We start from the raw sequence: 25,373 nt of genomic DNA, 5'->3' as shown, positions 1-25,373 counted from the left end.
TATGCTCTCAGGCCTTTTTCATCGTCCCGCAGCTTCGGCTGCGGATTTTACGCATCTGCGCCAGGCGCGTGTTGAACTGCGTAATGTCATAAAACACTATGACAATCATACCGTGCTTAACGGCGTCAGCCTGTCGGTTGAACCGGGCGAAGTCGTCACCATTCTCGGGCCTTCTGGCTCAGGAAAGTCGACGCTTATTCGCCTGATAAACCAACTGGAGTCACTGAGCGGCGGCGATATCTTTATTGATGACAAACCAATCGGTCAGCTGCGCGGCCCCACATTGCGTCAGCTTCGCAGCCGGATTGGTTTCGTGTTCCAGCAATTCAATCTCTACACCCACCTGACGGCACAGCAGAACATCACGTTGGCGCTGGAATATGTTCACGGTTGGAAAAAAACGGATGCTGAGCAACGGGCACTTGAACTGCTGGAACAGGTAGGATTAGCTGAGAAAGCCGATGCGTATGCCGCCCAACTTTCCGGCGGGCAGCAACAACGTGTTGCTATCGCCCGCGCGCTGGCCTCCTCGCCGCAAATCATCCTGTTTGATGAACCCACCTCCGCGCTGGATCCAGAAATGATTGGCGAAGTGTTGCAGGTCATGAAGCGTCTGGCTCATAGCGGTATTACCATGATTGTCGTGACCCATGAAATGCATTTCGCCAGGGAGATTGCCGATCGTGTGGTGTTTATTGATGGCGGCGATATTCTCGAAGTCGCACCTCCTGAGGCGTTTTTCACTCGCCCTCAGCACCCCAGGACCCAACGTTTTCTGAAAAAAGTGCTCGACCCGTTACACCAGGAGTCATCGTTATAATGCATGCAATGGACTGGCAGGGGGTGCTGAGCGGGCAACCTCTGCAATGGATAATCTCCGGTTTTCTGACCACACTTTGGGTCACGCTAGCCGGCGTGGTACTCGCCACGGTGTTTGCCATCTTTCTGCTCAGCCTGCGCCTGACAGGACAGCGCTTTGCGACCACCATGGTCAGCGTGTGGGTCTCTGTTTTTCGCAATACTCCTTTACTCGTCCAACTGATGTTCTGGTACTTCGCTGCATGGAATCTCCTTCCTCGCGACGTGATTACCTTCATTAATGCGGAACACTCCTGGTCCATTCTGCCGGGGGATGTCTGGTGGTTAACGCCGGAGTTTCTCTGCTCCGCATGGGGACTGGGTGTCTTTACCTCGGCCTTTCTGGTCGAAGAGGTCGCCTCCGGTTTACAGGCTGTTTCTGGCGGGCAGCGCGAGGCAGCCATAGCACAGGGGTTTTCGTCATGGGCGACGTTTCGTCACATCCTGCTCCCTCAGGGGCTGGCAAATGCCTGGCAGCCGATCGTGGGGCAATATCTTAATCTGATGAAGCTGTCTTCATTGGCAAGCGGCATTGGCTTTGCAGAACTGACATACCAGGTACGGCAAATTGAAAGCTATAACGCCCATGCGTTGGAAGCCTTTGCCGTCGGCACGGCACTCTACCTGCTGACCGGCATTGTACTGGGGATGTTGTTAACCCGTCTTGGTCCTGTGTCTGCAGCAGGTAAACCGTTGGCGCGTAAAACACGCATATTCCGTTTCAGGAGCCTACTGCATGATCGCTAATATTTCGGTTATTACCGACAATCTGGACTACCTCCTGTGGGGGCGGGTCACAGAGGGGCAACCGGGGGGCGTTCTGCTCACGCTGTTGATGGCGATTGGCGCAGCGGCACTGGCGCTTCCCGCTGGGATCGCACTCGCCTGCTGTGCCTGGCGTTTTCCTGGGGCGATACGTAAGGGGCTGTTTATCTGGGCAGAGTTTATTCGTGGTATTCCGTTAATCTTCGTGATTTTCTGGATGTGGTATCTATTGCCCATGCTCACAGGCAGTGATTTACCGGGAGCCATAACCGTCACGCTGGCATTGGCCTGGTTTACCGCCGCCTCGGTGATGCATTCTGTGTACGCGGGTATCACTGCGCTGCCAGGCGGTCAGTATGATGCGGCCATCGTTCAGGGGTTTCGTCCGCTCCAGGCGCTCGGGTTAATTCTGTTGCCACAGGTTCTGCGCAACGTACTGCCCTCGCTAACGGGGATTTTTATCGGGCTACTCAAGGACACATCGCTGGCATTTATCGTCAACGTGCCTGAACTCACGACGGTTGCGGGTCAGGTTAACAACCGGGTACAAATTTACCCGGCGGCCATTTTTGTCTTTACCGGACTGGTCTATTACCTGCTGTGCTTTAGCCTGGAGAAGATCACTCAGCGTCGGTTCGCGTTGAAATAGCAACACGGCTCAACATGCCACAAATTGATGGTCTTCGTTGAGCCGATACTTCACCCCTGCGCGAATGTTATTTTCACCCTCAATAGCCACCGCAAAGCGCATTCTCTTACCGTCGTGATAGGCAAGAGCCGCGCATCCCCCGGGGCCGAGAATTATTGAATCGACCACGCCAGTACTGGCAATAACAGTGTTTTCTCCGTTGGCCATGATCTGCACGTTGTCCGCGCAGTTGGCGATTTTAGACTCTGCGCCAAAACTGGCTATCTGGGTTAAATCACCGCTGCTGGCGATACGACTTCTGTCACCCAGCGAACTGATGCGCACCCGCATACCCGTGCTGGCCATTCGTGTACCGCCTCCCACACTACTGACTCGTGTGGAGTTTCCCGCGATGGCAATACGGCCACGCTCACCGGAGCTGGCAACATGAGCGTTATAACCCACGCAGCCAATACGTGCGCTGTAACCTGCACTGGCAATCTGCGCGGCGTACCCAGCGCTGACGATTTTAATGTTATCGCCCGCGCTACCGAGACTGTCGCCATCAGCCGCGCTCGCCAATTGTTTACCGTTGTCGTCTGCCGTCTGCGGACAGACAACACGGCCCATCGCACAGATATCCTGCTGGACAAAATTCTCTTCATCCTGCCATCTTGACCAGCCGTATTCCACGAGGCTATCTGCCCAGTCACTATACCCTTCCTGCTGGAGTGCACGGTGCACCTCCGCATAGCTGCCTCCTTCAGGAAACGCACGCAGAAACCAGCGATACATCACGGGCCCGACGCGCCAGGCCCGTAAGTCACCACGCGTAATCATCATCTCTTAATGCCGGTGATAGCCATCCACCATGCACTTAAAGGTTTCGCCCGGTGTGCGTCCTGTGGTGCAGAGATAAAGATGTCCAAAAATGAAAAACACGCTCACGACAGCCAGCGCAAAGTGCGCCTGCAGCAACCAGTAACGTACGCCAGGGAACAGATCGCCCACAGCCTGTGGGTACAGGGATAGCAACCCGGAGATCAGCAGTAGCGGCAGCAAACCGTACATCACGCCGACATACGCCGCCTGCTGTAACGGATTGAATTTCGAACGCGTTGATGCCGGGAATGGATGCGCTTCGCCCTGCATAATGCCAAACAGGTAAAATCGCGTCTGCCTCTGCGCCCGGCCGATCCAGCCCTGACGCTGAATAATATAGTGATGCCCGTTCCCCCCAATCAGGTTAATCAGGACAAAACCAATCCAGCAGGCAAGCAGCAAAAAGCCACATACCTCATGCACAGTCAGCAGGCTTTTCATCACTGGGGCACTGACCGCAGTGAAATGATTTAGCAGGCCGCTGGCCAGCAGCAACAGAAATAACAGCGCATTCGACCAGTGCCACAAACGGACAGCTTTCGAGTATAAATAGACCTTCTCTCCGTGTCCTGCAGACGCTTTATTCGCTGAACGAAAGCGCAACATTGCGTGGAGTGCCAGCACCAGCCACATCCCCACCAGCATTAACCCGGCGAAAACCAACCAGACAGGCCAGTAATCCGGCGAAAACATTGGGACGTACTGCGCAAGCTGTGCGTGAAACTGTTCGGCATTCTGCGACGCGTTCATACATTATCCTTTTTAATCAAATGTTGACCGAACCGACGATACAGATGGGGCTTCCCGGCGCCTGCAAGTTGATATTCGTAGTACTTGTTTTCCCGCAACCAGGTCTGAATTTCCGGGCTGTCCTCACGGCCAAAAATCAACGCGTGTTCTGGACAAGAATTGACGCAAATTGGCGGGAAACCTTTCGCCAGACGTGATTCGGCGCAGAAGTCGCATTTATCCGCCACTTTGGTTTGTGGGTTGAGATAGCGTACCTGATACGGACATGCGCCAATGCAGTAACTGCAGCCGATACAACGAGAGGTATCGACTCGCACAATCCCGTTTTCATCTCGCCAGGAAGCACCGGTCGGACACACCTCAATGCAGGGGGCATCGTCACAATGCTGACAGGACTGACGAAAATAGTGATACAGCGTTTCGTTATCGTTATCCGTTACCGGGATATGGGCTATTGATAAACGACTCCCCTGAACAGGAACATGATTCGTTTTCCTGCACGCTCGGGCGCAAATATTACATCCGTTGCACAATGATTCGTCGTGGATCATGACATAACGAACGTTTTTAGTACTCTTCGTACTCGCTAACAGGTTTTGGCCTGGGCCGGTGAAAAAAATCACCGTCCCCATGCCAATGACAAATTTTCGTCGGGTGAAGGACATCGGGTTATCCTCTAATGCTGTGACAGTGATCGTCCACACGTTCCATGACATCAACCTGAAAAATTCAGGGGTTCTGATACTGCTCAACCTCAAGCCATTCGCACAGGCCATACGCTTTGCCGTAACTCATAAAGCGCTCGCTAAACAGATAAGGTTCCGCATTCGACGATTCCACAGCACGTATGTCTGCATAATCAGGATGCGTTTCCATTGCCGTGAGCGCCGTCGTAACCTGCTCAGGTGCAAAGTGGTATGGCGGCTGCGCCAGCATGGCGACCTTATAGGGGCGAGGATACGTTTGGCAGTCAAAACGTACCGCTTCTGCAATGGCACGGCAGATATCATTTTCCACCACCTGCACACACATCTCGGCGTAGTTTGCCGTCATGGTTTGCGTCGAGTAGAAGTAGGTATCCTCTGACCCCTGGATACAGAGAATATCTGCGTCGGATGCATGCTGACACATCGCGTCCAGCAGCGTAGCCAGGTCACTTTCAGGAACCGAATAAGGTGGCAACAGAAACACGCTGCGTGCCACCAGTTGACCTGAAGCAGAATGCTGGCGGATAAAATCCGCCACTATCGACTCCGGACTGGTGGGTTCCTGAATTAATGACGAACTCTGGTGTGCGACAGGCTGGTGTAACGCGTGCAGCCACTGTCTCTTTTGGCTATCCACGTCATCACCATGCACATCCTCTGCAGCGGCCAGGTCGTTACTCACGTACGTCATCTGCGTTCCTTACACCGGCAACAGATTGTGTGCAGCCAGGTCGGCTGCCACATCCTCAAGGCCGAGGCGGTGAAGGGTGTCGCGAGTTGGGCAACCCAACGCCGGGTCCCAGCCCATTTCCTGATAGAACATCGTTAGCGACTGACGCATATCTTCCCGGTCCATCTTGTCGGTCCCTTCAGTAAAGACTGGGATCTTCGGATCTTTATCAAACACCCAGGAGCAGATCAGGTCGTGCTCATTACGCATATCCATGGTTTGCATCAACTTGACTGTATAAGCACGGTGCAGGGTAAAAATGCGCTCCGCGGCCAAATCCAGACTCGCCTGAGTTGTTTCATCCCCCGTTACGGCCTGGAAGAATTTCGCTTCCAGATCGAGGTCTCCACGATAGTTTCGACTCTTCAGTGGCGAAACCGTCATTGGCCAGACCCAGTTACACAGCGTAACCGCATTGTGCAGACAGACTTTCAGCAGCGTCCATTTGGCGTATTTGATTTTGGCGGCATTAATCGGGGTATAGTTTTTGGTTTCATCGTAGGCATCCTGTGAGCCAAACAGTTCGCCCGCTACTTCACGCTGTAGCGCCAGCGGTAAACCGGAGCCGATAAAGTTGATATGGGTATGCGTCATACAGTCGCGGTTGAACATACAGTTGGTGATCGCCCCCACCTGTGCCGAGGCTTCGTTCGCATGGTGAACAGGGAAACCAAACGGCGACCATAGTTTGTTCTTCGCGTAACCCCAGTACTCTTCGCCCAGATTCCAGCGTTCTGCAATCGCGTAGGAACCATCTGCCAGGTGGCTGAGTTCACCCACGCGATGCGCCAGTCGATAGTAGAAATCTTTGATAAAGTTCGGATCGCCTGCTTCCAGTTGATCCCAACGGATCTCTGCATACTCTGCCGCAGGTAACACTCGCTTAAAGACGCCTTTGGAGTAGCAGTAAGTAAAGTCACGGTGCAACTGCCCGTAGTTACACCAGATGCCATAATCGTCAAACAGGTTCAGGCCAACCAGGTTTCCTACGACGCGCCCATCGTCTTTATCGTCGAAATCTTTCGGCCCATTCGGGAAAATAGTGGTATGTACAAAGTTCGCCACGCAGGTATTCCCGCCGGTACTCGGCACACCAAAATCTTTCACACGGGGAACATTGAGTTGCGACATACAGCGAATTGGACATGAATGGCAGCCACTCATTTTGACGGTATACTTCTCAGCGGCCGGGCCGAGATCAAACACGGATTTATGGGTACGAAAACCGACCGTATTCTGGTTTCCCGGTGGAATTTCCCCCGTTTCGATTGGCCCTCCTTCCGCAGCGCCCCAGAACAACCCTTTGCGAGCCGTCCAGCGCGAATTAGGTGAAGAGTATTCAGCCCAGGCCTGCGGCGTGCTCGGCACAACATGGTTGTTGTTGGCGCCGATTAGCTCGGTCATCATGTAGTCATTAAGCCGCTTCATCTCTTTGCGATCGGCAATATTGACCCCCTGGGTCCCTTCTACCGCAATGGCCTTCAGGTTTTTCGACCCCATGACTGCGCCAGTGCCGGCTCCGCCGCTGTGGTTACGGCTATTAATCATACAGGAAAGCGGAACAAGGTTTTCACCCGCCTGACCAATGGCTGCAACGCACGTTTCCGGGCTGGTGATACGGCAAATTTCTTCAGTGGTTGCGCGCGTACCCTTACCCCATATGAAGTCCGCTTTTTCGATGCTGACCTTATCGTCTTTGATGTTGATCCAAACCGGAGAAGGTGATTTCCCTTCGATAATAATGGCGTCGTAACCCGCGAATTTCATTTGTGCGGCAAAGAAACCGCCCATATGGGCATCGACCACTAAATTGCCTTTGGTAAATGTCGATAATGAGGTGATATTAACGCGAGAACTGCAGGGCGCGCCCGAACCGGTTAGCGGCCCGGTCGCGAAAACCAGCTTATTTCCTTCATCAAAAGGTTTGGTGCCTGGCTGGACTTCGTCGTACATAATTTTATAGCCAAAGCCCATCCCACCGACAAATTTCTTAAATTTACTGGAATCTTCAACGGTGATATTACCCGTGGTGAGATTGACCCGTAAAATATTACCTGTCCAACCATTAGCCATCATGTTTTCCTTTGCAAGAAGGTCCGATAGATATACTCGCCACCTTTCAGGCAGTTCTTTTATTCAAAAACTGCAATTTTCCGGCATTAAATGACGCGTATCAGGCAGCCCTGCTATCCATCAAACAGTAATATCTTTCCACTCAATAATTTTTAATGCCCCTGTCGGACAAGCATTAGCGCATTCCCCGCATAAAACACATTTTGAGGATTTCTTCGTTACGGTATTAACGGTCGCCATCATCCATGGGCAGGCCGTGGTACAGGCACTGCAGCCAATACAGCGTTTATGATCTACGGCAATGCAACCGTCTTCCTGTTTCCAGGTAATTGCGCCAATCGGGCAGACTTTCATGCACTGGGGATCGTTACACTGACGGCAGGTGTCTGCGGTGTAGTTTAAATCGCCGTACAACCCGCCACCGGACCCAACACCATCATCGCCAAAGAAGTAGTTACGATGAATTTTGATGCGGGAAAAGAAGGTGCCAACAGCGCCATCGTTATAATTAGTACAGGAAATTTCACAGCGGTGGCAGCCAGTACAGCGGGCTCGTTGAGTCACCAGCACCCCTTTCGGCGTATTGATAAGTCCGACGGTGCCGCTATCGATATCTTCCTGCTTGCAACCAAAAAGGGATAGCAGAGCGGGGGCAATCGTTAATCCTGCCAGACCCTTCCCTGATATACGCAGAAACTCAAGCCGCGTTAAACCACAATCTAAAAATGGACGATCAACCTGGTTCATTTATTTCGCATCCTCTTCGCAAACGCTGTAGTAGCAACAGATCCAGGCTAATTTTAATGAATGCAGATCAGGTCAAATCGGCCATAAATGTTGCCAACAACACATGAATTTTTGCCCTAACCTGATCGCACAGATGACGGTGGTTAAACTGAATCAATCCATACCCTAAACTCGGGTATAATCCTTTAGGGTTAGGCAGATAAATAATGTGGTTATTCCCCCCCTGTAACCTTGATCGTTATCAATTAAAAATCGGAAGGAAAATAATTAATGTGGAGTGATATTTATTATCATTAAGCGAGATTGAAATAACATTTCATATGCATGAAAATATTTGGGAGTGCAATCACAAATATTGTGTTATATACCACTCGATATATAATCAAATATATAGCGCAATGCGTAATTTTAGTGACCGAACTAAATTATATTTATTGGAAGATAACGAAGAATAAAATAAGAGGACGGCAGAATAATTCTACCGCCCTCTTTTATGGATTAACCGGCCAACGCTTTAATCACTGTCTCCATGGCCTGTTTTTCTAACTCACTGCGCTTCACACGCTGATTGGCGAGGGTTGTTCTCAGTACGCCAGCAATGACGATATGCTTAGGCTCTTGCCCCAGATCGCGCATTTCCAGCACTACTTTACCGACTACTCTGCACATCTCGCGGTACAGCTCGTCGTCTTTGGTCTGATTTCCCATATTCACCCGCTCGTCATTAACTCAAACCCACAGCATATATCACTCTGACAAATTAGACAAAATCCAATGAAAATCAAATAAATGTCAAAATTTTACTGGATCCGCTGAAGTCGATTTACCAGCTCGGCGAGGCTTCCGGCCCGCATTTTTTCCATCACCCGCGCCCGATGCACTTCAACCGTGCGAACGGCAATATTCATGGCATCGGCGATTTCCCGATTTATCAACCCCTTTGCAACCAGATTCGCCAGTTCTCGCTCCTTCGGGGTAAGTTGCTGATAGCAAGCAACGATTTCCTGTCGCGAAAAAGCCGCTACCGAGGCCTGCACAGCATTTTCCAGCGCAGCCTGTAGCGGCGCGGCTGAAACCGGCTTCTGTAAGAAATCGACGGCTCCGCGCTTCATTTGTTCAACCGCCATGGGCACATCACCATGCCCGGTAAGAAATACCACCGCCAGGGTGCTCTCGCGCTGACGCATTGCTTCATGCACGGCATGTCCATCCAGTACCGGCATGCGCATATCCAGCAGTAATACGCCGACCTGATGCAGATCGGCCTGAGCCAAAAATGTTTCACCCTGCTCCCAGCAGCGTACCTCATACCCCATACTTTCCAGTAAAAATGCACAGGCCTGAGTAACCGCTACATCGTCATCCAACAGATGAATTATTGCCACGACGCCCTCCTTCCTGTGTTTGCTTAAAATGTAATGTCACCGCTACGCCCGCCAGACCGTCAGACGCTGGGTGATTTTTGATGCTAATGTCGCCATTTGCATAGCGAACCAGTCGCTGACAAATGGCCAGCCCGAGTCCCATCCCTTCCTTGCGGGTGGTCATAAAGGGCTGGAATGCCTGATATAACTGCGCATCGTCGATCCCTCCGGCGTTATCCTGCACCAGGATACGCACACCATGCTCCTCACTGCACGCTGAGAACCACACCGTTTTTGCCCCCGCCTGGGCCGCGTTTAGTACCAGATTAGCCAGAACCTGCTCCAGCAAAACGGTCGGCAGTGTAACCGTGAGCGAATTATCGACCTGCGTTTGTAACGCTACCGTCGGGAATTGCTGTGCCATGCGTAATAACTGCCAGACATGATGGATCGCATCATGAATGTTAATGGGCTCCCAGTCGTCAGTCATCACCGGATTTCCCTGCGCCTGACTGACCCACTGACGTAAATTGCGTAGCGTATCGGCGCCCCGCTGCGCCTGCACGTCAATCTGTTCAAGGGCGGGTAACAACGGATGCTGCTGATCCTGGCCGCGCAGACGAATCAGACAGCCCTGTGCATAGTGGCGGATAGCCGAAAGCGGCTGGTTAAGTTCATGAGCGAATCCGGACGTCATCTCGCCCAGCACGCTCATTTGACGCGCGGTTTCCAGCGCCTGTTCCTGTTTACGCAACAGCACATTATTACGCTCAAGCAGTCTTCCACGTCGGCGGACCAGCAGCATGACCCAGATGTAATTGAGCGTCAGCAACAACAGGACAATACCCGCCGCCCCCATGGCCAGACGATGTTGAATAAACCAGCTTTTGACATCCAGCCACAATTGGCGCTGCTGTGGGTGCTGGCGGACATCGCGCAGCAAAGCTTCTACTTCGCGGGTTGAGGCCGGCGCGCCCCAACGAAAGACAGCGTTTTGTGGCGCGTTAAACAGTACCCGCGTGACACGATCGGCCAGTTCATCACTGACCGCGGGCAAGGCAGCAAACGACCAGTCAGGATAGAGCGGCGTGCTGGTTACGCAAGGAATTGACGTTGGATAGCTAATCACGGCCCTAAAGTCCGCTTTGCGGATTAGCCCTTCTTCATCCATTTTTTCCAGCAGACACACGGGCACAATCACCGCCTGAACCGCTTTTTCACGTAATAAATACAGCAAGGCATCGGCAGGAAAGCCGGTAAACGTCAGATGTAAATCACGTTCAGGGCGCAATCCCGCATCGCTGAGCGCTTTGTATCCCAGCAAATAACCGCCAAATGCCTGAGCATCAATGGCACCTACCGTTTTACCAATCAGATCATGTGCATTCACAATCCCACTGTCGCGCCTGACGAGGACCGCACTGCCAATCACGTTGCTGGTTGCCTTTCCGCCACGAGTGGAGCGTAATGATGCCAGCCAGCGAAGCGCTGCATGGCTGTTTAACTGCACGAATTGCGCCGGATTGGTGACCACAAACTGGACGGTTCCACGGTTAACCGCCTCCTGCATCTGCTGCAGATCCAGCGGTTGAATATGAAACTGTTCACCCGGAATTTGCTGATTTAACAGGGTTTCCAGCGGTTGCCAGTGGGCACGTGTAGAGACCTCGCCACGCATCGCCAAAACACCCACATTCCACGAACCTGCCCACGCCACGCTGCCGAGCATCCACACGGAGGCCAATAGCGTCAGACATCGAACGACGTTACATCCCACTGAATTATCCCTGTCAATTATGTTGTTTTAGATCAACAACAAGCCGGGTATGTGGTTAACCACAATAGAGCTGCCCCCGCCACGATTTTTACACTGTAAATCATTGAGATTCTTTATTCATCACACGCAAATCAACGGCGTGACCAATGTTTCGTTGTTGCATCGTGACGGGAGAAAATATGGACAGCAGTAAACGGCAGTTTCTCCAGCAACTGGGCGTCCTGACCGCTGGCACATCACTGGTTCCCCTGGCACAGGCCCAGTTTCCCTTTTCGCCTGAACGGCATGAAGGATCGCCCCAGCATCGCTACGGCATGCTGGTCGATCTGCGTCGATGTATCGGCTGCCAGGCCTGCACCGTGAGTTGCGCGATTGAAAACCAGACGCCGCAAGGTGAGTTTCGTACCAACGTTAATCAGTATCAGGTGCAACTTGAAGGCCAGCAAAGCGTCACCAACGTCCTGCTGCCGCGCCTGTGCAACCATTGTGATAACCCCCCTTGCGTGCCGGTGTGTCCGGTGCAGGCCACCTTCCAGCGCGAAGATGGCATTGTGGTTGTCGACAACACACGCTGTGTTGGCTGCGCCTACTGTGTGCAGGCCTGCCCATACGATGCACGGTTTATCAACCATGAAACGCAAACCGCCGATAAATGCACTTTTTGCGTTCATCGACTGGAAGCAGGCCTGCTCCCGGCCTGCGTAGAGTCGTGTGTTGGCGGCGCGCGCATCATCGGTGATATCAAGGATCCACACAGCCGGATTTCTCAAATGCTGCAACAACATCATGACGCCATCAAGGTCCTGAAACCGGAAAGTGGCACCTCGCCGCACGTGTTCTATCTGGGCCTGGATGAGGCCTTTGTGACACCATTAATGGGGCGTGCCCAGCCCGCGCTCTGGCAGGAGGTTTAAATGAACCCTACCTTGATTATCGAAGAGGTTCTGACGCATCCACAGGACATAAGCTGGTTACCCTGGGCTGTGCAATATTTCTTTTTTATCGGCATTGCCGCCTGCGCCGCACTGTTTGCCTGCGTGATCCACTGGCGTAAACAAGAGACGCCGGAACTGGAAAACCTGACGCTGTTAATCGCCCTGACCTGCGCGATTACCGCGCCGCTGGCGCTGACCGCTGATTTACACCAGACGGCACGCGTCTGGCATTTCTACGCCTTTCCGACGCCATGGTCGTGGATGCCGTGGGGCGCGCTGTTTTTACCGCTATTCACCGGGTTTTTAGGGCTGTGGTTTATCGCACAACAGGTTAAGCGATTAACCGCAAAAAGTTACAGCGTCACTAAATGGTTGGCCGTGGGAAGTGCGCTATCGGCGATTGGACTGTTGGTCTATACAGGTCGCGAGGTCTCGATTGTCGAGGCGCGTCCGATCTGGTTCAGCTACGCCTTCCCGGTAGCGATGTTCCTCAGTGCCCTGCAAACGTTCCTTGCCCTGCTTATCGCCACGGTGAAAAACGCAGGGACAACATTACCGCGCAAACTGGCATGGGGACAGATAGCCACGCTGTGCGCGCTGGCTATCGTGGTGGTGATATGGGCTAGTGGCAACACGCTATCGGGGTCAGCAATTCGCCAGTGGCTGGATGTGGCGGCTTCCGCGCGACATTACGCCATCGGCTGGATTGCACTTTGGGTTACCTCACTGGGCGTTTGCGCCCTGGTGTTACGCCATCCGTTATCACTGCCATTACGTATTTCGCTGGCAATAAGTGCAATGGCATTGTGCTGGCTAATGCGCTGGACATTACTCATTCAGGTACAGACCGTACCGAAATTTAACGCCCAGTTTAATCCCTATACCCTGCCCGGTGGCACAGATGGCTGGCTGGCTATTCTTGGCACTTTTGGCCTGTGGGTCGCACTGATCATTATGGTTCGTGAAGCCCTGAACGCGATCGCAAGGAGAATGCAACATGGCTAATTTAACTCGTCGTCAGTGGCTTAAAGTTGGTCTAGCCGTCGGGGGCATGGTGACCTTCGGCCTGAGTTATCGGGACGTGGCAAAGCGTGCGATTGATGGTTTGCTTGACGGAACATCAGGAAAAATAACCCGTGACCGTATCTTTGGTAATGCACTCATCCCCGAAGCACATGCCCAAACGCGCTGGCAACAGAACCCGCAACAGGTGATCTCCATGACGCAGTGTTTCGGCTGCTGGACGCAATGTGGCGTGCGTGTCCGTGTTGATAATGAACAAGGCAAAGTGTTGCGTATTGCGGGCAACCCGTACCATCCGCTATCTCACGAACACCACATTGACTCCTCTGTTCCCTTTGCCGCCGCGATGGAACAACTGGCGGGCGAAACCGGCCTTGATGCCCGCTCCACCGCTTGCGCTCGCGGTGCAACGTTACTTGAAGGCCTGTACAGCCCACTGCGTATTCTGGAGCCAATGAAACGCGTGGGTAAACGTGGGGAAGGCAAATGGCAGCGCATCAGCTTTGAGCAACTGATCAAAGAAGTGGTGGAAGGCGGCGATCTGTTTGGCGAAGGCCACGTTGACGGTCTGCGGGCGATCCACGATCCCGATACGCCGATTGATGCCCGACACCCCGGTTTCGGCCCAAAATCCAATCAGCTACTGGTCACCAATACCAGTGATGAAGGACGTGATACATTTTTGCGTCGCTTTGCCCTGAACAGTTTCGGCAGCAAAAACTTCGGTGCCCATGGCGCATACTGTGGTCTGGCCTATCGTGCCGGATCTGGCGCGTTGATGGGCGATCTGGATAAAAATACCCACGTAAAACCCGACTGGGATAATGTCGAATTTGCGTTGTTTATGGGGACGTCTCCAGCACAATCCGGCAACCCGTTTAAACGCCAGGCACGGCAACTCGCCAGTGCCCGTTTACGTGATGACTTCCGCTATGTTGTGGTTGCACCAGCCCTACCGCTAACGACAGTGCTTGCCGACGATCGTGGGCACTGGCAGCCCGTACGCCCAGGGACGGACTCCGCTCTGGCGATGGGGATGATCCGCTGGATAATTGAAAAGCAGCGCTATAACGCTGATTACCTGGCTATTCCAGACGTACAGGCCATGAAGCAGGCCGGGGAAAAAAGCTGGACCAACGCCACCCATCTGGTCATTACCGATGAAATTCCAACGCTCGCCGGTCAGCATTTAACGCTGGCGCATTTACGCGCAGACGCCGCCAACGAACCAACAGTCATTAACGAAGCCGGAGAGATCGTCGCCGCCAGCAGTTGCCAACGTGCCCAACTGTTCATCTCCCGTGAAGTCACGCTGGCCGGGGGGCAAACGGTCACGGTAAAAAGTGGCTTCCAGTGTCTGAAAGAATCCGCTGAGAAACTGTCAATGGCGCAATACAGCCAGCAGTGTGGTGTTTCTGAGGCAGACATTGGCGCGTTGGCCGATGCTTTCACCCGTCACGGACGAAAAGCAGCAGTGATCACGCACGGTGGGATGATGGCGGGTAACGGTTTTTATAATGCCTGGTCGGTAATGATGCTCAATGCGTTGATCGGGAACCTGAGCCTCGAAGGCGGCGTGTTCGTCGGCGGCGGTAAGTTCAACGGCGCAACTGACGGCCCGCGCTACAATATGGACAGTTTTGCCGGGAAGGTGAAACCTAAAGGTCTGAGCATCGCCCGCAGCAAGACAGCCTATGAGTCTTCCGAAGAGTACCGCAACAAAGTCGCCGCCGGGCAATCGCCCTTCCCGGCCAAAGCGCCCTGGTATCCGTTTGTCGCAGGCCAGCTTACCGAATTGCTGGTTTCAGCACTGGAAGGTTATCCGTATCCGCTAAAGGCCTGGATCTCCAACATGACCAACCCGTTTTATGGGATTGCGGGCATACGCGGTGTGGCAGAAGAAAAGCTAAAAGATCCTGCACGTTTGCCGCTGTTTATCGCGATTGATGCGTTCATGAACGAAACAACCGCGCTGGCGGATTACATCGTACCGGACACGCATAACTTTGAAAGCTGGGGATTCAGCGCCCCATGGGCCGGTGTCGCCAGTAAAGCCACCACCGCCCGCTGGCCCGTGGTCAGGCCCGCTACCCGCCAGACCGCTGACGGTCAACCAGTCTCAATGGAGGCTTTCTGCATCGCGGTGGCAAAACGCATTGGTCTCCCCGGCTTTGGTGACAATGCCATTGCCGACCCGCAGGGCAATCAGTATCCGCTCAACCGCGCCGAAGATTATTATCTGCGGCTGGCCGCCAACATTGCTTTTATGGGCAAAACGCCTGTGGCGGAGGCACAGGAAGAGGATATCGCGCTGACCGGGGTGCAACGAATCTTGCCGGTGATGACCCAAACGTTAAAAACCGATGAGGTGAGTCGCGTGGCGTTTATCTATTCGCGCGGTGGCCGTTTTGCGCCAGATAACAGTGGTCGGGTCGATAACCGCGTCGGCAATGCGTGGGAAAAACCGCTGCAAATATGGAATGCGGATGTCGCTGCGCACCGTCATGCGATTACCGGCGAGCGCTACAGCGGCTGTCCGGCGTGGTATCCTTCGCGCCTCTCTGATGGACGTGCGGTTGAGGAGTTGTTCCCGGAACAAGAGTGGCCGTTGAAACTGATTTCCTTTAAATCGAATACCATGTCCAGCGCGTCGGCCGTGATCCCGCGCCTGCATCATCTGAAGCCGGTTAATCTGGTGGCGCTTAACCCGCAGGACGGCAAGCGCTATGGTTTATCTCACGGCGATACCGTTCGCATCACCACGCCGGGCGGGCAGGTTGAAGCGCAAATCAGCTTACTGCAGGGCGTGATGCCTGGGGTAATCGCAATTGAGCATGGCTATGGACATAAAGAGATGGGCGCTGCGCAGCATACGCTCGACGGTGAGCCGATGCCATTTGATAAAAAGATAAAGTCGGGAATCAATATCAACGATCTGGGCTTTGCGGATCCGACACGAAAGGTTGCCAACACCTGGCTGGATTGGGTTTCAGGAGCCGCTGTGCGTCAGGGGTTGCCAGCGAGAATTGAGCGTATAAATCGTTAATCATGTTAATAAAAGCATCGGAAAAAAATTATAACGCATTCATAAATAAAATTTAATTAAATTAATTATTGAAAGCCTGAATTATTCAAAAAAAGATTCAGGCTTTTTTATGTTTTATGCTACAGGAATCACATAATTGATATAAAAATTAGTTTTTCATTGTTCTTTTAACCGATGAGTAAGTTTCTGAAATGTATTTCTATCAAAGCAATAGAGAAGTTTGTCAGTACATAAGCGAGCATGAATTATGGGTTTTAGGTCGGATCACTGGAATACATAATAAGACTACACATAAGAATGAAAAGATGTTAGAGCCGTTATGGCGAAAATACGATAAGAATATTGAAGGCATTTCTATATTTTATTCAAAAATGGACGCGGCATTTTATTCAACATATTTAGCACAGAGGTTTAATGAAAAATGGGATGTATATCCATTAGATGATTTCAATATTAAAGAAATGATGATGAATAATCAGCAGATTAAAAAAACCGACGATTATTATTTGTTATTACATGCCGGATTGTGGGCTAATAAAGAGCATGAAATTATTAGTTCAAATTATCATTTAGCTCAAGTAACAATCCCAGCCAAATATAACTGAGGATAGCGAACATCCAATATTACAAATTCCTCAAAAGATAACAGATGAGTTTTGTAAAATATGGAGAAAAAGATTTCCTGATTTCATAAATCATACTAAATCACTGTGTAGTTATGATATTGATTATTTGAAAGAACAAAGTTTAATTGCATACAATAGAATAAAACTAAAGGAGTCCAGTAGAATAGATGATTGTGTTTATATGGCAACCTGGGAAAACTCATGGATTTTTTGTAACCCAGAGAATTTAAATTTAATAAAATAAGGAGTACGCAAATGGGACGCGCATATTTTTTAATCGTTGGCGATAAAACAACGTGTGGAGGAACTATTGTTACTGGTTGTGCAAATCATATTATTAATGGGCAACCAACCGCTTGTGAAGGTGATCACTATATATGCGGCTCAGATAAACAACTTTACCAAATAGTGGGGGGACAACCTGGTTACTTTATTCATGGCAGAAGTGCTGCCGGAACTGCGCATAGTGTTGGAACATGCTTGTGTAGATGTCGATTTATTAACTCGTATATTTATGCGTCATACGATTACGAAAGCAAAATTGTCTCCGCTCCTCAACCAGTAACCAGAGTAGCGTCTGTAGCGCCACAGAACGCACCACCCCCGCTAACTATGAGACCGGGGCCATCCTGTCCAGTAGAAGAAGATGAAGATGAACCGTCACGCGAACCTGTAGATGCTGGATTTTGCGTATTACCTTACGGGGCCACACCATCATCATATGAACCTTATATTTTTATTAATCCGCCAGAGGGAACGCGCGAACTATATAAAAAATTAAATCCAGACATGAAGAAAAAACCGGGTTCAATTTTAATTATTGCAGATCCAGAAAAACAGGATGCAGATCAAATCAAACATATCGAGAAAGCCAGAGATAAAATTGATAATGCGCTGGAACCATTAACATTAGATGAAGCAAGGTTTTTGTATCAAAACAGACATGCAATAGACATGTTTACTTCATATGGTTCTGACTATGGTGGTATTCTTAGTGATATGTCAGAAAAATATTTTGGTGAAATTGAAAGTACGTTAAAGCAAATTCAGGATGCATATAAAAATCAATATGCAACGCGTGGTATGTTAATTGGCGAGCAATTTTTTGTAGAACGTAGGCGATTATTCAAAAAGCTGGATGGGATATTTTTAAAAATATTTAGAGAGCATATTGGTCTTGCTCAGTATGATGATATAAAAAAATCACTGAGATTGTCGTCATCGTCTATTATTCATAAATGGAATCAGACCGGGGTTGACGATATTGAAGGTTACGCAACTTATATAGAAAAATCAGCAAAACTGGTAAAGTTGATGAAAACATTTAATAAAGTTGGTATTGTCTTGTCAGCATTGAATGGTGCTAATTCTATTTATGATGCCTGTACAATTGGTAGAGATTGTGAAAAAACGGCTTACACTGAAATTGGTAAATTTACTGGCGGGTTAGCTGCTCCGGTAGCATTTAACTTTGCCATTAAACGAACATCGACAGCCGTCTGTTCAATTGTACTGGCTGCTATAAGTGCTACAGAGGGAGGCGTGGGAGCTTTAGCTTGCCAAATTGTTGTACCAGCAATAACATCATTTGGAGTTGGTAAGGCTGGCGAAGAAGGAGGGACATTTATAGGTGAATCAATATATAACACTACTAATTAATACCCAATCAGAAGCAATTAATTAGCTTCCTCTGCCATGGTTAAATAATAAGGAAGTATATGACTAACAATGGATTAATCATATTAATTTTAACTGGAATAGTTGTTTTCAGTGTCATAATCATGTATATATTAATGTTTATTGGCAATAAGAATTTTTATGTAATATGTGGTTTATATAAGAAAGAATTTGGCGAATTGCCATTTAACACCATACTATTTTATAAATCATCACCATTTTTTTTAACTGGTTATAATATAAAAACGAATTTTATCACAAGCCCCTTGATACTCAATAAAAAGGCCTTAGATAGTTCCAACCCTTGCGATGTAAAGTTTATAAAATCATTACCGAAAAAATTAACAAGAATTTATGTGATAACTCATTATTTTAATATATTCGTAGCAATTTCATTTATTTCATTGGTGATAATGGCATACTTGAATAAATAAAGGGACTCCATCAGAGTCCCTTTATAGTTTTTATTTCAATGCCCCATATATCTGATCAACTATCCAGCCATATGGTTAACCGGATCGATAGACATCAGCGTTCCGGTCCATCTGGTATGAACTGGTCAACACACCAATCGTTGACATCATCAATGTGTTACCGTTCATACGCCACTCAGCAAAAAGCGGATCAGTTATTAACCGGGATCACCGCGCCTTTATATTTGGTACGGATCCAGTCCTGGATCTCTTTGGAGTGCAGCACATCAACCAGCGCCACGATATCCTTTTTCTTCTCGTCACCGCGATGCACGGTAATGATATTGGCATACGGGTTGTTTTCACCGCTTTCTACGGCAATCGGATCTTTCACTGGATCCAGTCCGGCGTCGATTGCGTAGTTGGCGTTAATCACCACCGCATCCCCTTCTTCATTGTTATACATCTGCGGTAACAGCGCCGCTTCCACGTTAGGTAAGAACTTCAACTTTTTCGGGTTCTCTACGATGTCGCTAATGCGCGCCGTCACTTTATCCACACCCGGCTTCAGCTTGATCACACCCTCTTTTTCAAAAATCGACAGAATACGACCTTCTTCAGATACCGCATCACGCATGATCACCTTGCCACCTTCCGGCAGATCCTTCAGTGACTTCACCTTTTTCGAATAGATACCAATCGGCTCAATATGAATCGCCCCTGCGCTGACGAAATCATAGGATTTGTCGCCAGCATGATCTTTAATCACGCTATTCAGGTACGGGATATGCTGGAAGTAGTTAGCGTCAATCTCACGACCCGCCAGCGCGGTGTTCGGCAGAATGTAGTCCTGGAATGGTTTAATCTCCAGGTCTATCCCTTGCTTCGCCAGTATAGGCTTAGCCTGCTCGAGGATCTCTGCATGCGGCACGTTGGACGCGCCAACGGTCAGCGTATCTGCCCACGAGGCAAAGCTCAGGGCGCTTAAGGTTGCAGCTGCGAGTAATGTCAGTGATTTTTTCATGATGATGGTTTCCGTATTTTATTAGCGTTTATCTAACAGAGAAGTGATCACATCGCCGCAAAGCTGAATGATGAAGACGATGAGCAGAATCGTTACCGTCGCCACCAGCGTGACGTCGCTGTGGTTGCGCTGGAATCCTTCCAGATAAGCCAGGTTCCCTAAACCACCGGCACCAATCACCCCCGCCATCGCGCTGTAGCTAACCAGTGCAATCAGCGTCACGGTGATCCCGGACACCAGAGCGGGTGAGGATTCCGGCAGTAAAACCCGAAAAACAAGCGTCGTCAGACGTGCGCCCATCGAGCGCGTCGCTTCAATAACGCCTTTATCGACTTCACGCAGGGCGATTTCGACCAGGCGTGCGTAAAAAGGTGCAGCCCCCACAATCAACGCGGGCAACGCGGCATTGGCGCCGAGAATGGTGCCAACGATCGTTTTGGTAAACGGTATTAGCAATACGATCAGAATGATGAACGGGATCGAGCGGAAAATATTGACCACCAGCGAGATCGCGCTATACAAGGCGCGGTTCTGGAATAGTCCACCGCGAGCGGTCAGGAACAGCGCCAGCCCGAGTGCAATCCCAAGGACAAACGTTGCCGCACCAGAAAGTGCCGTCATATAGAGCGTTTCCTGGGTTGCTGCCAGCAGTTGGTCCCACTTCAGATGGGGAAACAGATCTTCAGGCATGTTGAATCACCTCGCCTTCAATGTCGCTCTGGCGCAGGTCGGCCAAAATATTGTTCAATTGTTCCTCAGAGGCCACAACGTGCACCCAGAGCTGACCAAACACACCGTGCGCGGTTTGCGTCATCTTGCCGTGCAAAATGTTAAACGGCAGGCCATAGCGTAAGGTCAATTCGCCAACCACTGGCCGATGCGTACGTTGCCCGGTAAACGTAAGCCTGATCACCACGCCGCCAAGTTCGCTGGCCAGCTGCGGGTTGAATTCGTCTTCCTCGGCATATTGACTCACCTGACGAACGAACTGTCGGGTGATCGGTTGCTGTGGATGGGTAAAGACAGTAAGTACATCGCCCTCTTCAACCACCCTGCCGTTTTCCATTACCGCGACGCGATCGCAGATCTTGCGTACCACGTGCATTTCATGGGTGATCAGCACGATGGTTAATTTGAAGCGACGGTTAATATCGAGCAGTAACTCCAGAATCTGATCGGTAGTTTGCGGATCCAGGGCTGACGTAGCCTCGTCACAGAGCAGTACATCAGGATTATTCGCCAGCGCGCGGGCGATCCCTACGCGCTGCTTTTGGCCGCCACTGAGCTGCGATGGATACGCATTTTCGCGACCGCTCAGACCGACAAGGGTAATCAGCTCGGCCACTCGCGCCTTAATCATCGCTTTCGGCGCACCGGCAATTTGCATAGAGAAAGCGATATTTTCACTGACGGTGCGTGACCACAGTAAATTAAAGTGCTGAAACACCATGCTGATTTTCAACCGTGCCTGACGCAACGATTCCCCGCGGGCGGCGGAAATATCCTGGCCGTTAATCGTCACGCTACCGGAGGACGGTTTTTCCAGACCATTGAGCAAACGTATTAAGGTGCTTTTTCCCGCCCCGCTGTAACCAATGATCCCGTAAATCTGCCCCTGCTCAACCGTCAGGTTGACATCATCGACAGCGGTAATAGAAAGCCTGCCTGGCGTAAACACTTTCGAAATATTTTTCAGGACAATCATGTCGTTTGGGTATCCGCTGCTGCTTATTGTTATCCTGCTAGTGCTTTTGGCTGTTTAGCAGTATGGATGTCCAAATGAGTGTAATCAGCGAGATTGACTTTTAAAATGAATTAAAAAGAATTTGATATAACTTTTAGAAATATGAAGACATTCGAGCCGGGATGACAGGATAACCCTCATCTGAGAGGACAAATGCAGGTTGTTGCGCAACAAACCTCGACGGTGGACAACCTCTTTATCCATACCTATGAACAAATTAGTGAATATTTCTTGTGAAACTGCACAGAACTCTTTTGAAACGCTGTTTCCATTTTCCTTTTTGATAATTTTCAGCGTATAATGCGCGCCAATTGTCTCTTGAATGGTTTCAGCACATTGACCTGTAAAACTCAACGACTACAAAACTCACCATCCCGTTGGGCTGAAACGCAAGCACACATTCCTCTGCACGCTTTATCGATGTCACCTATTCTTAGAGCGAGGCATCACAACTTTCGTAACTCAGGTTTAGCTTTCCATCCGTGCGCGATGGAAGCCAGATTTCCATATCCTTCTCAACTTAAAGACTAAGACTGTCATGAAAAAGACGAAAATTGTTTGCACCATCGGTCCGAAAACCGAATCCGAAGAGATGTTAACCAAAATGCTGGACGCGGGCATGAACGTCATGCGTCTGAACTTCTCCCACGGTGATTACGCAGAACACGGTCAGCGCATCAAGAATTTGCGCAACGTCATGAGCAAAACCGGTAAAAAAGCCGCTATTCTGCTCGACACCAAAGGTCCGGAAATCCGTACCATTAAGCTGGAAGGCGGCAACGACGTTTCTCTGAAAGCGGGCCAGACCTTCACTTTCACTACCGACAAATCTGTTGTGGGCAACAATGAAATCGTTGCTGTTACCTATGAAGGCTTCACTAAAGACCTGTCCGTCGGTAACACCGTTCTGGTCGACGATGGTTTGATTGGCATGGAAGTTACCGCTATCGAAGGTAACAAAGTTATCTGTAAAGTGCTGAACAACGGCGACCTGGGCGAAAACAAAGGCGTTAACCTGCCGGGCGTTTCCATTGCCCTGCCAGCACTGGCTGAAAAAGACAAACAAGACCTGATCTTCGGTTGCGAACAAGGCGTTGACTTCGTTGCAGCCTCCTTTATCCGTAAACGTTCTGACGTCGTTGAAATCCGCGAGCACCTGAAAGCGCACGGCGGCGAAAACATCCAGATCATCTCCAAAATCGAAAACCAGGAAGGCCTGAACAACTTCGACGAAATCCTCGAAGCGTCTGACGGCATCATGGTTGCTCGTGGCGATATGGGCGTTGAGATCCCGGTTGAAGAAGTTATCTTCGCGCAGAAAATGATCATCGAAAAATGTATCCGCGCACGTAAAGTCGTTATCACTGCGACCCAGATGCTGGACTCCATGATCAAAAACCCGCGTCCGACCCGTGCTGAAGCTGGTGACGTTGCTAACGCCATCCTCGACGGTACCGACGCAGTCATGCTGTCTGGTGAGTCTGCAAAAGGTAAATACCCGCTGGAAGCCGTTACCATCATGGCGACCATCTGTGAGCGTACTGACCGCGTGATGACCAGCCGTCTGGACTTCAACAACGACAGCCGCAAACTGCGCATCACCGAAGCCGTTTGCCGTGGCGCGGTTGAAACTGCAGAAAAACTGGATGCTCCGCTGATCGTCGTCGCAACCCAGGGCGGTAAATCTGCTCGCGCAGTACGTAAATACTTCCCTGATGCCACCATCCTGGCGCTGACCACCAACGAAACTACCGCGCGTCAGCTGGTGCTGAGCAAAGGCGTTGTTGCACAGGTGGTTAAAGAAATCAGCTCTACCGATGATTTCTATCGCCTGGGTAAAGAAGTTGCTCTGGAAAGCGGTCTGGCACAGAAAGGTGACGTTGTGGTGATGGTTTCCGGTGCGCTGGTTCCGAGCGGCACCACCAATACGGCATCTGTTCACGTGCTGTAATAATTCCATCGCGAATTAATTTGCTTAAAAAGCGCCCTTGCGGCGCTTTTTTATTTTCTTGATAGCCACGATTAATAAAAAATCAAATCGGATTTCACTATCCAATCCGAGATTATCTAAGATGAATCCGATGGAAGCTTTCTGTTTTCTCACGAGTTTTTAGCTGTTTTTGCACAATTCGATGCTTCTTTGAGCGAACGATCAAAAATAAGTGCATTCCCATCAAAAAAATATTCTCAACATAAAAAACTTTGTGTAATACTTGTAACGCTACATGGAGATTAACTCAATCTAGAGGGTATTAATAATGAATCGTACTAAACTGGTACTGGGCGCGGTAATCCTGGGTTCTACTCTGCTGGCAGGTTGCTCCAGCAACGCTAAAATCGATCAGCTGTCTTCTGACGTTCAGACTCTGAACGCTAAAGTTGACCAGCTGAGCAACGACGTGAACGCAATGCGTTCCGACGTTCAGGCTGCTAAAGATGACGCAGCTCGCGCTAACCAGCGTCTGGACAACGCAGCTACTAAATACCGCAAGTAATAGTATCTGTGTAATAAAAATGGCGCACATTGTGCGCCATTTTTTTTGCTCTGAATTCCCCTTCCCTGTTATTGCGTAGCGCGCACCTCAGCATCTTCTCCCGGCACACCATTTTGCGCAGACTTCACTTCTGGCCCATTGCTCGCGACCGATGCTTGCCCGACAGTGACGGTGACCGGATAACCTGCACGACGATACAACGCCCTTTCCACCAGACTGTTATCCACCGCTTTATTGTCTTTAAACTGGGTAAAGCCGGCTGGTAGCACATACGGCATGGTCTGGACGTTTTGTTCCTCTTCCGGTGACAGCGGTCGATGCACTTCGACATAGCGCATACCATTTGGCTCGACGGCGTACTTTATCGGCTCGTTGATCACTCTGACAGGCGTACCTGGTCGCACCTGCTCGAACAACGCTTTGATGTCCGGTGCATTCATGCGAATACAGCCGGAACTCACACGCAAGCCCACGCTGTCCGGCGCGCTGGTGCCATGGATCAGGTATTCACCGTTTCCATGCGCCAGACGCAGTGCAAAGCGCCCTAACGGATTATTTGGCCCCGCAGGCACTACCGGCGGTAATGTTATGCCGCGCTCCAGAGAGCGTTTACGGATGCCCGGAGTAGGGGTCCAGGTCGGATTGGGGATTTTCTGACCAACCCGCGTTTCCATTACCGGCGTTTCCAGCCCCTGCAAACCGATACCAATCGGGAATACCTGAACACTATTCTCTCCCGGCGGGAAGTAATACAGACGCAGTTCCGCCAGATTCACAATAATGCCTTCGCGTGGCGCATCTGGCAGCAATAATTGCGAGGGAATAGTGATCAGCGTTCCGGGTTTAGGGACGGGGGCAATAGTATTATTGGCTTCAAGGATCAGCATTGCGGCGGTATCAAACTTACGGGCAATCGCCTGTAGGTTTTTATCGCCTTCCTGCACGGTGTAGGTTTGATTTTGCCCGACAAGACGGCTGTTAGCCTGTGGCAAAGGGTAATCGACCGCCCAGGCGGCCTGTATAGCGCTGTAAGCGCCGATCAGCATTAACGTAATAACAGACGCGCGTTTCATACTCACTCACCCCCCTGGCGTTATTGCCGGATGACG

General features: G+C 50.4%; 24 protein-coding genes and 1 pseudogene. 11 read left to right on the top strand and 14 right to left on the bottom strand.

Annotated elements, in window-relative coordinates:
* The first annotated feature begins 1 nt into the window (after position 1).
* From FDX24_RS07185 to FDX24_RS07175, 3 genes are read left to right on the top strand one after another with little or no spacing between them, the layout of a single operon-like run.
* Complete coding sequence (locus FDX24_RS07185; RefSeq protein ID WP_061067815.1) at positions 2–820, top strand: amino acid ABC transporter ATP-binding protein; 819 nt, start codon at positions 2–4, stop codon at positions 818–820.
* Positions 820–1,605, top strand: coding sequence for an amino acid ABC transporter permease (locus tag FDX24_RS07180; RefSeq protein WP_040233756.1), 786 nt, complete (start codon positions 820–822; stop codon positions 1,603–1,605). Before FDX24_RS07185 ends, FDX24_RS07180 begins: the two co-directional genes overlap by 1 nt.
* Complete coding sequence (locus FDX24_RS07175) at positions 1,595–2,272, top strand: ABC transporter permease subunit (RefSeq protein WP_101741682.1); 678 nt, start codon at positions 1,595–1,597, stop codon at positions 2,270–2,272. The genes FDX24_RS07180 and FDX24_RS07175 overlap by 11 nt, the downstream gene beginning before the upstream one ends.
* Positions 2,273–2,281: 9 nt before the next feature.
* Here the strand turns inward: FDX24_RS07175 and ydhT are convergent, their stop codons facing one another.
* From ydhT to ttrS, 9 genes are all read right to left on the bottom strand, one after another.
* On the bottom strand, positions 2,282–3,094 hold the full coding sequence (gene ydhT / locus FDX24_RS07170; protein ID WP_061067814.1) for a protein YdhT: 813 nt from the start codon (positions 3,092–3,094) through the stop codon (positions 2,282–2,284).
* A 3-nt stretch (positions 3,095–3,097) separates the two neighbouring features.
* On the bottom strand, positions 3,098–3,883 hold the full coding sequence (gene phsC / locus FDX24_RS07165; RefSeq protein ID WP_061067813.1) for a thiosulfate reductase cytochrome B subunit: 786 nt from the start codon (positions 3,881–3,883) through the stop codon (positions 3,098–3,100).
* Positions 3,880–4,548 carry a 4Fe-4S dicluster domain-containing protein gene (locus tag FDX24_RS07160; protein WP_048211825.1) on the bottom strand — a complete coding sequence of 223 codons (669 nt, stop codon included), beginning with the start codon at positions 4,546–4,548 and terminating at the stop codon, positions 3,880–3,882. Before FDX24_RS07160 ends, phsC begins: the two co-directional genes overlap by 4 nt.
* 64 nt (positions 4,549–4,612) lie before the next feature.
* On the bottom strand, positions 4,613–5,281 hold the full coding sequence (locus FDX24_RS07155; RefSeq protein ID WP_137364056.1) for a YdhW family putative oxidoreductase system protein: 669 nt from the start codon (positions 5,279–5,281) through the stop codon (positions 4,613–4,615).
* A gap of 9 nt (positions 5,282–5,290) precedes the next feature.
* Positions 5,291–7,393, bottom strand: coding sequence for an aldehyde ferredoxin oxidoreductase (locus FDX24_RS07150; protein ID WP_115643467.1), 2,103 nt, complete (start codon positions 7,391–7,393; stop codon positions 5,291–5,293).
* Positions 7,394–7,513: 120 nt separating this feature from the next.
* Complete coding sequence (locus FDX24_RS07145; RefSeq protein ID WP_137364055.1) at positions 7,514–8,140, bottom strand: ferredoxin-like protein; 627 nt, start codon at positions 8,138–8,140, stop codon at positions 7,514–7,516.
* 498 nt (positions 8,141–8,638) lie between these two features.
* Positions 8,639–8,848 carry a fumarate hydratase FumD gene (gene fumD / locus FDX24_RS07140; protein WP_040233753.1) on the bottom strand — a complete coding sequence of 70 codons (210 nt, stop codon included), beginning with the start codon at positions 8,846–8,848 and terminating at the stop codon, positions 8,639–8,641.
* A gap of 92 nt (positions 8,849–8,940) precedes the next feature.
* Positions 8,941–9,525, bottom strand: a complete 585-nt coding sequence (gene ttrR / locus FDX24_RS07135; RefSeq protein ID WP_061067811.1) for a tetrathionate respiration response regulator TtrR — start codon at positions 9,523–9,525, stop codon at positions 8,941–8,943.
* On the bottom strand, positions 9,500–11,233 hold the full coding sequence (gene ttrS / locus FDX24_RS07130; protein ID WP_101741753.1) for a tetrathionate respiration histidine kinase TtrS: 1,734 nt from the start codon (positions 11,231–11,233) through the stop codon (positions 9,500–9,502). Before ttrS ends, ttrR begins: the two co-directional genes overlap by 26 nt.
* Positions 11,234–11,460: 227 nt before the next feature.
* Between ttrS and ttrB the strand changes: the two genes are divergently transcribed.
* The 5 genes from ttrB to FDX24_RS07105 all read left to right on the top strand — a co-directional run bounded on the left by ttrB (position 11,461) and on the right by FDX24_RS07105 (position 18,570).
* Positions 11,461–12,195 carry a tetrathionate reductase subunit TtrB gene (ttrB, locus tag FDX24_RS07125; RefSeq protein ID WP_371414767.1) on the top strand — a complete coding sequence of 245 codons (735 nt, stop codon included), beginning with the start codon at positions 11,461–11,463 and terminating at the stop codon, positions 12,193–12,195.
* Positions 12,196–13,221: a tetrathionate reductase subunit TtrC gene (gene ttrC / locus FDX24_RS07120; RefSeq protein ID WP_137364054.1), complete on the top strand. Its 1,026-nt coding sequence runs from the start codon at positions 12,196–12,198 to the stop codon at positions 13,219–13,221.
* Complete coding sequence (gene ttrA, locus FDX24_RS07115; RefSeq protein WP_137364053.1) at positions 13,214–16,285, top strand: tetrathionate reductase subunit TtrA; 3,072 nt, start codon at positions 13,214–13,216, stop codon at positions 16,283–16,285. Before ttrC ends, ttrA begins: the two co-directional genes overlap by 8 nt.
* Positions 16,286–16,590: 305 nt before the next feature.
* Entirely contained in the window at positions 16,591–16,890 is a 300-nt protein-coding gene (locus tag FDX24_RS07110; RefSeq protein WP_137364052.1) for a hypothetical protein, read from the top strand.
* Positions 16,891–17,166: 276 nt separating this feature from the next.
* Positions 17,167–18,570: a PAAR domain-containing protein gene (locus FDX24_RS07105; RefSeq protein WP_137364051.1), complete on the top strand. Its 1,404-nt coding sequence runs from the start codon at positions 17,167–17,169 to the stop codon at positions 18,568–18,570.
* A gap of 517 nt (positions 18,571–19,087) precedes the next feature.
* Here FDX24_RS07105 and FDX24_RS23670 read toward each other — a convergent pair.
* From FDX24_RS23670 to FDX24_RS07085, 4 genes and pseudogenes are all read right to left on the bottom strand, one after another.
* Positions 19,088–19,196, bottom strand: a pseudogene (locus FDX24_RS23670) (hypothetical protein); the annotation flags it as partial.
* A 16-nt stretch (positions 19,197–19,212) separates the two neighbouring features.
* Positions 19,213–20,025 carry a MetQ/NlpA family ABC transporter substrate-binding protein gene (locus FDX24_RS07095; protein ID WP_048211834.1) on the bottom strand — a complete coding sequence of 271 codons (813 nt, stop codon included), beginning with the start codon at positions 20,023–20,025 and terminating at the stop codon, positions 19,213–19,215.
* Positions 20,026–20,046: 21 nt separating this feature from the next.
* Positions 20,047–20,715 (bottom strand): methionine ABC transporter permease, encoded by a 669-nt coding sequence (locus tag FDX24_RS07090; RefSeq protein WP_048211835.1) that lies wholly within the window; start codon positions 20,713–20,715, stop codon positions 20,047–20,049.
* Positions 20,708–21,730, bottom strand: coding sequence for a methionine ABC transporter ATP-binding protein (locus FDX24_RS07085; protein ID WP_048211836.1), 1,023 nt, complete (start codon positions 21,728–21,730; stop codon positions 20,708–20,710). The genes FDX24_RS07090 and FDX24_RS07085 overlap by 8 nt, the downstream gene beginning before the upstream one ends.
* A 375-nt stretch (positions 21,731–22,105) precedes the next feature.
* Between FDX24_RS07085 and FDX24_RS23665 the strand changes: the two genes are divergently transcribed.
* From FDX24_RS23665 to lpp, 3 genes are all read left to right on the top strand, one after another.
* Positions 22,106–22,300, top strand: coding sequence for a hypothetical protein (locus tag FDX24_RS23665; RefSeq protein WP_245163452.1), 195 nt, complete (start codon positions 22,106–22,108; stop codon positions 22,298–22,300).
* Positions 22,301–22,307: 7 nt separating this feature from the next.
* On the top strand, positions 22,308–23,720 hold the full coding sequence (gene pykF, locus FDX24_RS07080; protein ID WP_003029366.1) for a pyruvate kinase PykF: 1,413 nt from the start codon (positions 22,308–22,310) through the stop codon (positions 23,718–23,720).
* A gap of 307 nt (positions 23,721–24,027) precedes the next feature.
* Positions 24,028–24,264, top strand: a complete 237-nt coding sequence (lpp, locus tag FDX24_RS07075) for a murein lipoprotein Lpp (protein WP_003029373.1) — start codon at positions 24,028–24,030, stop codon at positions 24,262–24,264.
* Positions 24,265–24,332: 68 nt separating this feature from the next.
* On the opposite strand, the gene FDX24_RS07070 is transcribed toward lpp, so the two are convergent.
* Complete coding sequence (locus tag FDX24_RS07070) at positions 24,333–25,337, bottom strand: L,D-transpeptidase family protein (RefSeq protein WP_048211837.1); 1,005 nt, start codon at positions 25,335–25,337, stop codon at positions 24,333–24,335.
* Positions 25,338–25,373: the final 36 nt, after the last annotated feature.

Source organism: Citrobacter sp. wls716, assembly GCF_005280975.1.
Classification (GTDB): domain Bacteria; phylum Pseudomonadota; class Gammaproteobacteria; order Enterobacterales; family Enterobacteriaceae; genus Citrobacter; species Citrobacter youngae.
This window is presented reverse-complemented; position numbering and strand designations above follow the sequence as displayed.

Bases quoted from the DNA above. Each gene is read 5' to 3' on its own strand.
- FDX24_RS07185 (WP_061067815.1), top strand. From the start codon at position 2: ATGCTCTCAGGCCTTTTTCATCGTCCCGCAGCTTCGGCTGCGGATTTT.
- FDX24_RS07180 (WP_040233756.1), top strand. From the start codon at position 820: ATGCATGCAATGGACTGGCAGGGGGTGCTGAGCGGGCAACCTCTGCAA.
- FDX24_RS07175 (WP_101741682.1), top strand. From the start codon at position 1,595: ATGATCGCTAATATTTCGGTTATTACCGACAATCTGGACTACCTCCTG.
- ydhT (WP_061067814.1), bottom strand. From the start codon at position 3,094: ATGATGATTACGCGTGGTGACTTACGGGCCTGGCGCGTCGGGCCCGTG.
- phsC (WP_061067813.1), bottom strand. From the start codon at position 3,883: ATGAACGCGTCGCAGAATGCCGAACAGTTTCACGCACAGCTTGCGCAG.
- FDX24_RS07160 (WP_048211825.1), bottom strand. From the start codon at position 4,548: ATGTCCTTCACCCGACGAAAATTTGTCATTGGCATGGGGACGGTGATT.
- FDX24_RS07155 (WP_137364056.1), bottom strand. From the start codon at position 5,281: ATGACGTACGTGAGTAACGACCTGGCCGCTGCAGAGGATGTGCATGGT.
- FDX24_RS07150 (WP_115643467.1), bottom strand. From the start codon at position 7,393: ATGGCTAATGGTTGGACAGGTAATATTTTACGGGTCAATCTCACCACG.
- FDX24_RS07145 (WP_137364055.1), bottom strand. From the start codon at position 8,140: ATGAACCAGGTTGATCGTCCATTTTTAGATTGTGGTTTAACGCGGCTT.
- fumD (WP_040233753.1), bottom strand. From the start codon at position 8,848: ATGGGAAATCAGACCAAAGACGACGAGCTGTACCGCGAGATGTGCAGA.
- ttrS (WP_101741753.1), bottom strand. From the start codon at position 11,233: ATGCTCGGCAGCGTGGCGTGGGCAGGTTCGTGGAATGTGGGTGTTTTG.
- ttrB (WP_371414767.1), top strand. From the start codon at position 11,461: ATGGACAGCAGTAAACGGCAGTTTCTCCAGCAACTGGGCGTCCTGACC.
- ttrC (WP_137364054.1), top strand. From the start codon at position 12,196: ATGAACCCTACCTTGATTATCGAAGAGGTTCTGACGCATCCACAGGAC.
- ttrA (WP_137364053.1), top strand. From the start codon at position 13,214: ATGGCTAATTTAACTCGTCGTCAGTGGCTTAAAGTTGGTCTAGCCGTC.
- FDX24_RS07110 (WP_137364052.1), top strand. From the start codon at position 16,591: ATGTTAGAGCCGTTATGGCGAAAATACGATAAGAATATTGAAGGCATT.
- FDX24_RS07105 (WP_137364051.1), top strand. From the start codon at position 17,167: ATGGGACGCGCATATTTTTTAATCGTTGGCGATAAAACAACGTGTGGA.
- FDX24_RS07095 (WP_048211834.1), bottom strand. From the start codon at position 20,025: ATGAAAAAATCACTGACATTACTCGCAGCTGCAACCTTAAGCGCCCTG.
- FDX24_RS07090 (WP_048211835.1), bottom strand. From the start codon at position 20,715: ATGCCTGAAGATCTGTTTCCCCATCTGAAGTGGGACCAACTGCTGGCA.
- FDX24_RS07085 (WP_048211836.1), bottom strand. From the start codon at position 21,730: ATGATTGTCCTGAAAAATATTTCGAAAGTGTTTACGCCAGGCAGGCTT.
- pykF (WP_003029366.1), top strand. From the start codon at position 22,308: ATGAAAAAGACGAAAATTGTTTGCACCATCGGTCCGAAAACCGAATCC.
- lpp (WP_003029373.1), top strand. From the start codon at position 24,028: ATGAATCGTACTAAACTGGTACTGGGCGCGGTAATCCTGGGTTCTACT.
- FDX24_RS07070 (WP_048211837.1), bottom strand. From the start codon at position 25,337: ATGAAACGCGCGTCTGTTATTACGTTAATGCTGATCGGCGCTTACAGC.